This is a genomic window from Bacillus sp. AG4(2022), assembly GCF_031844465.1.
Lineage (GTDB): Bacteria > Bacillota > Bacilli > Bacillales > Cytobacillaceae > Bacillus_AB > Bacillus_AB infantis.
Genome location: NZ_JAUZVH010000008.1, coordinates 181,599 through 193,553 on the forward strand (window position 1 = coordinate 181,599; position 11,955 = coordinate 193,553).

Annotated in this window: 15 protein-coding genes; 3 read left to right on the forward strand and 12 right to left on the reverse strand. The window is 44.5% G+C overall.

What is annotated here, in order from left to right:
• Nucleotides 1–35: 35 nt before the first annotated feature.
• The 11 genes from Q9R36_RS20815 to Q9R36_RS20865 all read right to left on the reverse strand — a co-directional run bounded on the left by Q9R36_RS20815 (nucleotide 36) and on the right by Q9R36_RS20865 (nucleotide 7,440).
• Nucleotides 36–896 carry a phosphotransferase gene (locus Q9R36_RS20815; protein ID WP_311225819.1) on the reverse strand — a complete coding sequence of 287 codons (861 nt, stop codon included), beginning with the start codon at nucleotides 894–896 and terminating at the stop codon, nucleotides 36–38.
• A 39-nt stretch (nucleotides 897–935) separates the two neighbouring features.
• Nucleotides 936–1,295: an NIPSNAP family protein gene (locus tag Q9R36_RS20820; RefSeq protein ID WP_101551501.1), complete on the reverse strand. Its 360-nt coding sequence runs from the start codon at nucleotides 1,293–1,295 to the stop codon at nucleotides 936–938.
• Complete coding sequence (locus tag Q9R36_RS20825; RefSeq protein ID WP_101551499.1) at nucleotides 1,292–1,753, reverse strand: NUDIX hydrolase; 462 nt, start codon at nucleotides 1,751–1,753, stop codon at nucleotides 1,292–1,294. The genes Q9R36_RS20820 and Q9R36_RS20825 overlap by 4 nt, the downstream gene beginning before the upstream one ends.
• A gap of 45 nt (nucleotides 1,754–1,798) precedes the next feature.
• Entirely contained in the window at nucleotides 1,799–2,341 is a 543-nt protein-coding gene (locus Q9R36_RS20830) for a hypothetical protein (protein WP_101551497.1), read from the reverse strand.
• Nucleotides 2,342–2,374: 33 nt separating this feature from the next.
• Entirely contained in the window at nucleotides 2,375–2,812 is a 438-nt protein-coding gene (locus Q9R36_RS20835) for a hypothetical protein (protein ID WP_311225820.1), read from the reverse strand.
• Nucleotides 2,813–2,827: 15 nt separating this feature from the next.
• A complete protein-coding gene (locus tag Q9R36_RS20840; protein WP_129613490.1) occupies nucleotides 2,828–3,259 on the reverse strand; it encodes an NUDIX hydrolase in 432 nt (143 codons plus the stop codon).
• Nucleotides 3,246–3,431, reverse strand: coding sequence for a serine kinase (locus Q9R36_RS20845; protein ID WP_141195042.1), 186 nt, complete (start codon nucleotides 3,429–3,431; stop codon nucleotides 3,246–3,248). Before Q9R36_RS20845 ends, Q9R36_RS20840 begins: the two co-directional genes overlap by 14 nt.
• A gap of 151 nt (nucleotides 3,432–3,582) precedes the next feature.
• Nucleotides 3,583–3,978 carry an outer membrane protein assembly factor BamD gene (locus tag Q9R36_RS20850; protein ID WP_311225821.1) on the reverse strand — a complete coding sequence of 132 codons (396 nt, stop codon included), beginning with the start codon at nucleotides 3,976–3,978 and terminating at the stop codon, nucleotides 3,583–3,585.
• Between the two features lie 156 nt (nucleotides 3,979–4,134).
• Complete coding sequence (gene hprK, locus Q9R36_RS20855; protein ID WP_101551488.1) at nucleotides 4,135–5,052, reverse strand: HPr(Ser) kinase/phosphatase; 918 nt, start codon at nucleotides 5,050–5,052, stop codon at nucleotides 4,135–4,137.
• A 106-nt stretch (nucleotides 5,053–5,158) separates the two neighbouring features.
• On the reverse strand, nucleotides 5,159–6,769 hold the full coding sequence (locus Q9R36_RS20860) for an FMN-binding glutamate synthase family protein (protein WP_311225822.1): 1,611 nt from the start codon (nucleotides 6,767–6,769) through the stop codon (nucleotides 5,159–5,161).
• Nucleotides 6,770–6,804: 35 nt separating this feature from the next.
• Nucleotides 6,805–7,440 (reverse strand): NAD(P)H-binding protein, encoded by a 636-nt coding sequence (locus Q9R36_RS20865; protein WP_101551485.1) that lies wholly within the window; start codon nucleotides 7,438–7,440, stop codon nucleotides 6,805–6,807.
• Between the two features lie 368 nt (nucleotides 7,441–7,808).
• On the opposite strand from Q9R36_RS20865, the gene Q9R36_RS20870 reads away from it, so the two are divergent.
• Genes Q9R36_RS20870 through Q9R36_RS20880 form a run of 3 tightly spaced genes read left to right on the forward strand, consistent with a single transcriptional unit; the run spans nucleotide 7,809 to nucleotide 10,210 of the window.
• Nucleotides 7,809–8,357, forward strand: a complete 549-nt coding sequence (locus tag Q9R36_RS20870; protein WP_129613494.1) for a DICT sensory domain-containing protein — start codon at nucleotides 7,809–7,811, stop codon at nucleotides 8,355–8,357.
• A gap of 51 nt (nucleotides 8,358–8,408) precedes the next feature.
• Nucleotides 8,409–9,005 (forward strand): ECF transporter S component, encoded by a 597-nt coding sequence (locus Q9R36_RS20875; RefSeq protein ID WP_022543445.1) that lies wholly within the window; start codon nucleotides 8,409–8,411, stop codon nucleotides 9,003–9,005.
• Entirely contained in the window at nucleotides 9,002–10,210 is a 1,209-nt protein-coding gene (locus Q9R36_RS20880; RefSeq protein ID WP_253616413.1) for a methyl-accepting chemotaxis protein, read from the forward strand. Before Q9R36_RS20875 ends, Q9R36_RS20880 begins: the two co-directional genes overlap by 4 nt.
• Nucleotides 10,211–10,350: 140 nt before the next feature.
• Here Q9R36_RS20880 and Q9R36_RS20885 read toward each other — a convergent pair whose 3' ends face one another.
• On the reverse strand, nucleotides 10,351–11,700 hold the full coding sequence (locus tag Q9R36_RS20885) for an amidohydrolase family protein (protein WP_253616412.1): 1,350 nt from the start codon (nucleotides 11,698–11,700) through the stop codon (nucleotides 10,351–10,353).
• Nucleotides 11,701–11,955 lie beyond the last annotated feature (255 nt).

Sequence of the window (11,955 nt, forward strand, 5' to 3'; positions counted from 1 at the left end):
ATGAAACCTTTCTCTATATCTTGTATTCCTATAAATCAGGAAGAAACCAAGGACTTCCAATATTCCCATGCTATAAGATATCCATCTAAATCCTGAGGATGAACCCTGACACAAATGCCAAGGCGCGTGTATAATTGCACCACCACTTCGTCTATGAGCTGCGATTTTCCCATTGAGACATGCTCCAGCAGCGAGAATGAAGAAAGCAATGTATCTATATCTAAATCATCCGGAGATGAACAGAAGGCATAGGTGAAGTCATAAATGACTGGCCCAATAATCGGGGAAGGGTCGATGACTCCTGTCAGAACTCTGTGATTAAAAACAAAATTATGGACTCCTGTGTCTCCGTGAAGCAGGTACTTTTTTTCTTCCCCAGACCTGCTTATCCGCTCGACAATTGATTTTACTTTAAAATAATCTTCCTCCGGCAGCAAATCCCCTAAATCTCTATATGCGAGTTCTACACTAATCTTATTAAACTCATGCCACGATTTCCTTGGCTGATCCAGCCTGCCCCATGCTTCTTCAGGATGGCATTCTTCGTAATGATTTAATACTTCCTTCACCAGGGTCCTCATCCAGTCCTTCTTTAAGCCGCGATTATTGTGCGTTGTTCCCGTTATAAAAGAATAGACGATAAACTCTTTTTGAGGATCTGTATAGAGCCATTCTGGCAGAAGGCTGACACTCCCGCAGCTCTGAAGAAACCGTTCCACGTATTCAATTTCCTGCGGCCGGTCATACTTTATCACATACTTCGGCACAGTATTTTCAGCTAAAGTATACACAATTCCTTCAGTCGTTCCTTTAAGCATGTTGATATCTGGTTCGTTTAAATCAATAATCCTCTTGTCCAGTAAATCCCTAATAACATTTTCTATTTTTGATTTCACTGCCTTTTTCTCCTCGCAACTTGGAAATGATCTTTATTACTAGCATGAAAGAATCGTATGTCCTTCAGGTACCGTAGTCTCCAAAAAGTCCTCATCCACCTTAAAAAATATCCTGCCCAGATTCTCCCTACCGCCCATTTTCTCAAACCAATCCTGCACACGCTGGACGTGCTCTTTATCATGTCTCACATTGTTTTCAATGTTTTCATATGCTTCACGGCTGTCATATTGCCATATTGCAAAGATTTCGACTGCCCCTTCTGCCGGCTGTCCCATCCATCTTCCGACCAGCCTTGACCCGTATTTCAGCTGGGCCGGCAGCAGCGTCTGATTAAAATGAAGATTGAAATCTTCTACAATGCTTTCATCCACTTTATAGCTTTTTCTGCGGTAAATCATCTGCTTTCCCCCTTACTTAAACTATGTATTTTCAACGCTTCCTTCACTGCCCATCCCTGGTGCTCATGAAACAGACCTGCTTCAGCTTCCAAAGGATCCAGCCATATCAGCGTATGGTCCTCTTCCAGCGGCAGGCTTATTTGCCTGACGATTTCACATAAGTAGAAATACCCTTCGCTCAAATAGTATTTGTATTCATTGGTAGAGTAAAAATATCTTTGTGCCTGCCCCAGAAAAGGACCGAGTTCAATCTCGGTCCCCATTTCTTCAAGAGCCTCTCTTTTCATGCATTCTTCATGCGTCTCCCTGGCCTCTATTCCTCCGCCGGGAAGAAAATACTTTCCGTCCCCGGTCTGTATGACAGCGACTTTCCCATTCTCCGGGTGAAGAAACAGTCCGTAGACAGCCGGTCTGCTGGTATATTCTATTTTCTCAATTTTTTCTCCAAAAGTAATCATCCTAAAACGATGCGAGCCTCCTTTTTAGGACAAAGGGACAGGTCTTTAAGATAACTTGTTCTTAAAAACCACTTCTCCTTCTGCATTGTAAGCAATATATTCAGCATCATAGATTTCATCGCTATCTGTTCTGAATAGTCCAAACTTTTCATCCGCAGCTTTAGTAAGAAGCTTGAAGTTGTGAATAGTTTGATCTCCCTTTACTATTTCAACACGGTCTATTTCTTTATCAAATACCCGAAGAATCACAGCGTTGTATTCTTCTTCACCTGTAAATGGCGAAGTGAAGAAGGCAAGGTGAATCGGGTCATGTATTCCTTCCGGTGTAAAGGCAAACTCTTTTTTGGCCTCCCAAGAAAATAACGACCTCTCTAAATACATTTCCCTTTCCTCACCTGCTGCAGTGTGCAGGAAAGCAACGGATAGATGGTTATCAATCATATCGATATGGTCTATACTGACTCCGTTTGTTTTTTTCGCAATCTCATTAGCAATTTGTGCCTCGCTCCCCCGAGCAGGCAGAAGCCAAATGAAGGAGAAAACAGCCGCAATGGCTATTCCAATGAAGAAACGCTTTTTTACAGACATTAACCCGAACCTCTCTTTTATAAGTTTAAAAGTCTACTGCTTTTCTCTGTGCAGTTCAAAAGTCTCCTCGGCATCATCCCATTTTACATAAACTTTGATAATATCATCCTCATTCACTATGCCGCTATCCTCCGAAGATCCGCTGCTTTTAAAAACCTTTTTCGTCGGCGGTGCATCAAATTTTGTTGCGCCGCTTCCCCTCCCTGCTGACGTTTCATAAGAGTACTCTATTTTTTTCATGGATGAAAGCTCTTCTAAAGGCCCTTTATACTCTAAAAAGAACTCATCATTATTTTCGTTAGAGTATGTGCGGCTTCCATTTTTCTCGCCCCACACCTCTGTTCCTTTAAATACGTACTCCGCTTCCCAATGGTCGCTTTCCCCGACAAATCGATAGTCATAAGTGTTCACTTCTTTCGAACAGGCAGCTAAAAACATCAAGGAAAAAAATAACAAGAGTATTTTTTTCAACCTTACTCCCCCTGTCTATTGAATCAGCGCTAATAGTTCCTCAGGGACCAGCCTTAATCCCTTATCCCGAAACTCATTGATAGACTTCCACATTAACTTGAACTCTTCCCCATTATCCTCAAGACCCATAAAAGATGGTTTTTGATAGAAGGATGCGTCAACAAACTCCCCATCATAGACAAAAACGAACTCATGGCGGGGAATCCCATTGTAGGTAAAGATATTTTCAAGGGTGCCTAAATGAATGAGATTCCTAACGTTTGCCCCAATTTCCTCGAACACTTCTCTTTCCAGCGCTTCAGTGCTTTTTTCGCCAAACTCGATCCCCCCGCCAATTGGACGGTAGAAATAGTCCTGCTTAACTTTGTCGAATCCCTCAGCCACAAGTATAGAGTCATTTTTCCTGAACACACAGATGGCAATAGCCCGAATATTATTTCTTATCATCCTTCCCCTCCAGCTTCGGCTTTCTTTTCCATATATAAAAGACAGCAAATAAATTAATGGCCACACCCATTGCGTGCATGATAAAATTGCCGGTGCTGCCTAAACGATCTACGGTGATGCTTATTAAAAAGCTCCCCATTATTAATAATGGAACAGCTAAAATGAATCTCAAATCAAATTCCCTCCGGAGCAATCTTTCTGACGAGCTCATGCTGAAAAACTTGCCTTTAGACTGAACATCAGCAGGCTCAATCAGTTATCACCTGGTTCAATATTTACCAGCTTTATATTTTCGATAAGTTCTTTTAAATATGATGTTATATCTATGGTCTTTCAATCGTGATAACATCCTCAGCAGGCGTCAGATATTCCTCTTCCCCGATCGAAAAATCAGTCCCCTGCCTTTCCACTTCAGCATACTGCACCACTTCACCATCGTTCTTGAAGACCAGCAGATAAATATCATCTCTAAAATCAATGCTGCTGGAATCGTTAAAAGAGACACCTAACTGTTCCTCTATATGCTCTTGAGGACTATACGGCATAAATAAAAAGGCCTTTTCCCAATCGAAACTTGCCAGTGAGTCAAGAGCTATCTCATTATTATCCTTATTTTCTACGATATCAGAAATGGACTTTTCTAATTCTGTATTATGCTGAACGCCGTTGCAGCCTGCTAATAACAGCATCAGGACGATGAATGCCGCTGCTCTTTTCAAAAGTATCCCTTCCCTCTGCAAACAGACAAAATTTCCAATTAATTCATCTTTATTATAGACGAAACAAAAGCTGTAATGTTTCATTTTCCCCCGCTCTATTTATGCAGCAGGAAAGAAGCACAAAAAAAGAGCCCCGCAAGGCCCTTCTTTAAACAGTTAAAATTCACTATCCAGCCTGCTCATGAAATCCGATGCAGCGCTGTACCCCTGCTGCCTCAAATACCAGTTGTTCGCAGCTGCCTCAATCAACCCGGCCACGTCACGGCCTGGCTGAAGCTGGATTTCCATTGATGGCACTTTAACGCCCAGATATTCCGTGAAATCAGGCTGATGCTCTAAATCATTGTTCAACGAATTCTTTTCCCATTTCGTTAATTGGATATCCAGCGAAATTCGTGTTTCATTCTGGAATGCCTTCAGTCCATAAGAGCGGACAACATTGATCAGCCCAACACTCCGGAGGGCCAGAAACTCTTTTGTTTTTTCATCATGCGTCCCTAAGAGCGTCTGCGGGCTAAGCTTTTTCAGCACGACAATATCATCTGCCACAAGCCTGTGTCCCCGGCCAATCAGCGTATGAGCTGTTTCACTCTTCCCCACTCCCGAATTCCCCCGCAGCAGGATCCCCATTCCATACACATTCACACAAACTCCGTGAACATAGGTTTCCTCTGCCAGCTCCTTCACCAAATAAGCATCTAATTGAGAGATATAATCTGATGTCGTTTCAGGAATTTCTGTTGTCAGCAGCGGGATGCCATACTCATTGCAATAATGCCTTAAATACGTCAGCCCCTTATCACCTGTTGTTACAATAAAGCATGGCGGATGATAGTTGACGATATTGCCAATCCGTATTTTCCGTTCCTCTTCTGTCTGCTTATGTAAAAAGTTGATCTCTTTTCTTCCCAAAATCTGAATCCGGTCTGTTGGGAAAAAATCAAAATGCCCCACAAATTCCAAGCCCGGCCTGTGCACCCTGGACTGAGTGATCAGCTTATCCAGATTATCCTTCCCAGCCAGCACCTTCAACGAAAACCTCTCAACCAAATCACTAACCTTAACACTCTTCACTCTCCAAATCACCGCCAATAACGTATATAACTTCATATTATATCAAAAATGAGCCAGGGGGACAGACCCTCTGGCTCGTTTGAGCCAAGGGGTCTGTCCCCCTGGCTCACTCTTGTTCCTTCTCCTGTATTTCATCTACCTTTTTCGGTGTAAGGATCATATCTTGGACAGCTGAAACTCTTCCCCATTCGTCTTTATAGACGAGATGCTTCCGCTCGAATTTTGTCGGGGTATCAAGGCCAGCAGCTGCAGCCAGATTGAACAGCCCTTCACGGAGGGAAACCACATAATTGGCTACCCGGTATTGTTTTTCCTCAATGACCAGCCCATCCTGAAGCTTCGGGTCGGTTGTGGCGACACCGGCAGGGCAGTGGTTGGTATGGCATTTCTCCGCCATGATGCAGCCGACGCTGATCATGAATCCGCGGGCGATGTTGACGAGATCTGCCCCCATGGCAAGAGCAATCGCAACTTTATCCGGGGTAATCAGTTTGCCTGATGCGATCAGCTTCACCCTGTCGCGGACTTTATATTTAACCAGCATTTCATCAACAGCCGGCAGCGCAGATCCAATAGGCAGCCCCACTGCATCGGCAAGCTCCTGATAGGTGGCGCCTGTCCCGCCTTCGCCGCCATCGACAGTGATAAAGTCAGGGCCCATTCCTGTTTCCTTCATCACCTGGGCCATTTCCTCAAGAGAATCCAAATCACCGACCACGATCTTGATGCCAACCGGCTTGCCGCCTTTATCCCGCATCTTTTCTACAAACTGAAACAGCTCATCATAATTGTTAAATTCGTAGAATCGGTTGGGGCTGTTGATCGTCTGCCACGGCTCAACAAGGCGGATCTCCGCAATTTCTTCGTTAACCTTTTCTCCTTCAATATGGCCTCCGCGGATTTTTGCCCCCTGGGCCAGCTTGATTTCAAATGCCTTCACTTGCTCAATTTTGCTCTTTTTCTCAAATTCATCCCATGAAAATTCCCCGGCCGGAGTCCGGACGCCGAACAGGCCCGGCCCGATCTGCATCATGATGTCCGGGTTTCCGATTAAATGATATTTTGATAGACCGCCTTCCCCGGTATTCATCCATGTTCCGCCGGCAAGGCCCAGCCCTTTTGACAAAGCCGTGATCGCCCGGTCGCCGAGCGCGCCATAGCTCATCGCAGACTGCCCGACAAGCCCTTTCAGCTTGAACGGCTGCCGGCATGTATGCTCGCCAAGGATGACTGCGTCTTCGTCTGTTAGAAAATAGGGATCTGTCTGGCTTTCCTCCCGGTGTTCCTTCCTTGTCATAAGGCCTTCTTCATCCACTTTATAAACCTTTGTATTGATTTTCTGGCTGTTATCGATCCTCAGTTCTTCCCGCTGCTTCGGAAACATGCTGTTGCGGATATAATAGCCGCTTTTTGAAAAATCCCGCTCCGAACCGAAGCCGATCAGACGCTCCTTATACTTCCCGGCCTTGACGATATCCTCGAACTCTTTCCGGGAAAAAGGTGTCCCTTCATTATTGCTTTCGAATAAGTATTGCCTGAGCTCGGGGCCGATCTTCTCTGTCATATACCTGACCCTGCCAAGGAGCGGGAAATTCCTCAGGATGGAATGCTGCTGCTGCGTGTCATCCTTCCGGTAGATATAAGTCGCAGCTGCCGCAGCCCCGAGTGCCGCAGTCCCCTTCAGAACGGCTGGGAGGTATTTTTTCATATTGGACATCTTATCACCCTTTTCATAAAATAGTTAAGTATCAGTCAGTTGCTTATCTGCTGTAATGCCTCGCGGATCGGCATTTCTCCTGAAGACACTTCAATGGTTCTGTTAAAAGCCTCCTCCAGTTCCAGTGCCTCGACCAGTACAGTAGCGATATCCTCTTTCGGAATTTCACTTTCCTTACTTTTAAGAGAAAGTGCTGCTTCAATCTTCCCTTTTCCCGGCTTGTCTACAGGCTTGCCTGTCCGTAATATGGTATAAGTTAATTCTGCATTTCTTAAAAGCTCCTCAGGCTGATCCTTCGCCCCGTCTGTTCCTGAACCGCCTTTGTCCGTCTCATTCGCACGCATCGCACTCATCAGCAGAAAGCGCTTAACTCCCTGGTCCTTTGCCGCCTGCACCGAATCAATGACTGACTGATGGTCAATCAGAATCGGCTTGCTTTCACCCGTCCGCGCACTAGCATCGCCCACATAAATGACCGCATCACAAGCTGAAAAGGCCTTGGCATAACCATCATTTTCCTGCACAAAAACATCCGCTGCCCCCAGCCTTCCCATTTCATCCACCTTACTCTTTGTCCCAACCAATGCCACCGCCTCATGCTGCTTGTCCGACAGCTGCTTGATTACATGCTCCCCCGTCAAGTCTTCCGTTCCAATCACAAGGACTCTCATAGAATGCCTCCCCGCTTTAGTTAATCTTTATTATTTACCACACTATTTCCAGAGAAAACCAAAAAGGATTTGTGCCAGGGGGACAGACCCCATGGCCCAGTTTTGAAAAAGAGCCAAGGGACCTGTCCCCTTGGCTCATAGAACATTCAGATTTTAAATTTTTATATTACTGTGTTTAAATTAGTTTTAACGTGGTAAAGGAGGTAGGGAGTTTAGTAAGGTAAAGAATTAGCGAAAGAAGTAATACATACTTTTCATACATACCCCAGCATAGTCCACGCTGTAGCGGACTACTTTTTTTACCTTTGAACTAGTTCTTTTTTCTCGGTTCTTAAGACCCAACAACCACTTACAGGAGGAGATTTTTCATGGAATTAAAGAAGCTGTCATTGTTTCAAGAATGTTTTGGCCAGGTTGAGGGGGAGACTCAAAAGCTCGACAATGCTCCCTTAAGCCAGTTGAATGCACAGTCTTTAAAATACGAGACTAAAGTCCCGCAGCTGGAGTATATGTGCTTAATGATGGAGAACATCGTCCTAACGAAGAAGCTTCAAGGGAACGTTTATGCAGGCTTTCAAAAGTTCTCGCGCACGAAGAACGTGCTGGACCGTTTCCAGGCTATGGCCGAGTACTCTAACGTTCATATCTTTGGAGAAAATGATGCAGCCATGGATCCAAGTGATGGCATTCATTATATTGAGCTTCCAAAGAACAGTGAACTGATGCGCGAATGGTTCCTCATTATTGACAGCCCGGTATTCAAATCCATGATGGTTGCCTATGACATGGAGGGCTTCGGCGTACATGAGGTGGAAGAAGGGCGCAAGTTTAAAGGAGTTAAGACTTCAAACCCGCAAGTAATTGCTCATGCAACAAAACTGTTAACACCACATATAGGATTCTCACTTATCGGTTAATGCCAAGGGTAGCCCCAGGGCTGCCCTTTTATCATAAAGGAGATTTTACATATGTCACGTATTCAGAAAATGGCCTCGATTGGCATTTTAACAGCACTTAGCCTTATTTTATACTTATTTAAAATCCCGCTTCCTTTTTTCCCTGTTTTCTTAACACTTGATGTCAGCGATATTCCTGCCTTAATCGGTGCCATTACAATGGGGCCTGCTGCCGGGATCCTTGTTCAATTCCTGAAAAATGTCATTGAATATATAACTCACGGAAGCTATGTGGGACTCCCGGTGAACCAGATTGCCAACTTCTGCTCTGGCGCGCTCATTGTGGGAATGATAGGCGCTTTTTATCACTATCAGAAAAAATTGAGCTGGGTCAGCTTTACCCTGTCGATCAGTATATTTCTCGCGGCTATGTACCTGCTTAACTATTACTTTATATTGCCGGCGATCATGAACCTGCTCGGACTGAATATGGATCAGTATCTGACATCTTTCACCGATGCGAACCCGCTTGTGAAAGATTTTGAATCAGCTGTTCTGCTCATTATCATCCCCTTTAATTTAATTAAGATATTCGTAGTTTATTCAATCGGCCTGCCGTTCGCTTTCAGGCTGGAGCGTATTTTACAGAAAAGGAGTCTGGCTGTATGAAAAACAAGAAGAATCCTGTGATGGCAGCTTCCGTCCTCCTGGCTTCTGTGCTGCTGTCGGCACTCCACTATTACGTAGACTCATTCATACTTTCTCTTATCGGAACCCTGGTCATTACGGCAGCCCTCTTCATCGGCTGTGCCAGGATGCTGAAACAGGAGAATGCTCAAAATGAGGAAGTTGCAGAGAAGAACTCATCAGCTCAGACCTCAATCGAGGAGTCGCTGCAGGAACTGCGCCATCTCGAAGCACATAGCGGGCACTTAGTTTCAATGAACACACAGGTAAGCGCTTCTTCTGAAATGGTTGGCGGCCAGCTTATGGATATGGTACAGGATATTCAAAAGCAGCATGAGCTGATATCGTACTTTGGGGATCAATTAGGAAAAATGAATGGGATGATACAAAACCTGGATGCCATTATTGAAGTAACGAACTCCACTACCTCAGATGTAACGCTGCTGTCCAACGAGGGGAAGCTGAAGGTCGACGATTTCAGCATTGTTTTCACAAAAATCATCTCTCTCACAAAGCAGTTCGGTGATTATAACCAGACGCTCCTCGAGAAAATGAAAGCAGTCACAAAGGCTCTCGGAGCTATCGATTATATCTCCAACCAGACAAACCTCCTTGCATTGAACGCCTCTATTGAAGCTGCCCGTGCAGGCTCAAATGGGGCTGGATTCGGAGTTGTTGCTTCTGAGATCCGCAAGCTGTCCGTTCAGGTCAAAGAGAGTGCAGAAACGATTAACACCATCGTAACCGATGTGAACAGAAATATAGAAGAACAAGAAAAATCGTATAGTTCGAATGTGTTGGTATTAGAAGAAGGAAAAGATAAGAGCCTGCAGATGATCGATATCTTTGATGGCGTGATTTCAAGCATCAATACACTTTCACTGCAATCACACGAAATCAAACGCGACTCAACTGAGGTGGAAGCCGAGAATCAGCGTCTGATTGAAATGATGCAGGAAGTATTGGGAATCACAGAAAACTTAAGCCAAAAAACCATGGGCTCATCTGAACTGACGATGGAGCAGCAGGCACACCTGATAGAGCTCGACATGACTGTCATGACCATGGGAGAGCATATCCGGAAAATCCAGGATCACTTAAAAGAACAAACAGAGCACCAAGGAAATGTAGTATGGATCCGGCCTGGTGAAATGAAAAAGAGAAATGAGATGAAGCTTGCTGAGTAATCTTTGAAACGTTGAGACTGAGACTGGCCTTCAGGGAAAGATGGTTAAGATTCCCCGCTCAATAGGGACAGCGGAAACAGGCTCTCCCTTAGGAAAAAAAAGAGGTGTTTTTCCCCATTGGGGCAAGGCACCTTTTTAACTTATTGCAGCAGTAAATTAAAATCCTTTATAAACTCCTCAGCTCTTTTACTGGCAGACTCCTCATCGGGAACTTTATCTAGAATTTCAGACTGTGTAAAAATTTTACCGCCCTTTATGACAGAGTATATATCCTTTGTATGTCTTATATCTGCCAAAGGATTCTGATTCAGGATAACCATATCAGCTCTTGCACCAGCCCTTATTACACCAAGGTCAGATTGATTTATGGCCTCAGCGGCTGTGCAGGTTGCAGACCTGATTGCATCGATTTCACTGAATCCAGCTTCAACAAACAGCTCCAATTCCCTATGGAGAGCCATTCCGGGAAATGTCCATATTCCAGCCGGGGTATCCGTGCCAGCCACTACGGTTCCGCCCAAATCGAAATATGCTTTTGCCATGGCTTTATTGATTTGGTGCTGGACTCCCAAGGATTTTAAGGCATCCTCGTATTGGGAGAGGGTTTGCCATTGTCCTGTTAAAGCCTTGCTCTCTAATATCCTGGATGTGACTTCATTAAGGGGTTTCCAATATTCCGCTCCCCGATCCATCCCATCAAAAAGAGTCATCGTTGGACATATCTTCACATCCAAATCAATTAACTGCCGGCACACCGTATTTATTTTTTCAAAGTCAGGCTCAAGCCAATTGATTGCATCCCAAGTGGACTGATCCGCCCCCATGCTCCATTGCGGATACATGGCCTGCAGAACACCTGAAGCGTGTTCATTCCACTTGATCCCTATCCGCCCGGCCTCAACGGCATTAATATGGAAGGAATAAATCAAATCACAGCTCACCTCTTTGCCATGACTCCTTGCTTCCTGGCAAACAGACTCCATCATTTCTTTTGAAAGCCAGCCGTACACTTTTACAAAGTCAGCTCCTGCTTCAATCTGTCTGTTAACTTCCTGCCTGGCTGTCTGAGAATCCTCAATATTCACATTCCAAGGACTCGTTTCCCCCCATAGTCCTGGAGGTCCATCTATCACCCTGTCTGCCGAATAAACCCTTGGAGTCGGGGCATCTGTGGAAGCTTTGATTAAATCTGCCAGCTCTAGCACATTACCGCCTGTATTCCGCACAGCAGTAACTCCCGAAGCTGTAAAAAATGGGGCAAATCCCTCCTTTATATGAACATGCATATCTATCAAACCCGGAATGATCCATTTACCTTCACCATTGATTCTTTTAACATCAGGAGGAACTTCTCCATTCAGCGGCTCTTTATCGTAAAAAACTTCATCAATATATCCGTGAGAAATGAAAATCGACGCTTTCTTAACAGTCCCCGAAATCACCTCGATTAAGTTTGCATTATATAAAAGCAACTTAGAATTATCTTTCATAGCCCCTCCAAATTTAGTCTTATTATAGAAATTTCACTTTTCCATAAAAGTTCAACAGAAAAAGCGTAAAATCCTTTTTAATGGATAAGTGGAATACCTTTGAAAAACAAAATGGCCTGATAAGTATTTCTTATCAGGCTGTAGTCTTTAGTCTTTATAATTTTTTTCTTCCCCGCCCAGAGCGGCCCTCCCTGGACCTGAATGAGAGAATCAGTATCAGGTTGAAAAATAAACGTAGAAATTCACCCTAATTTC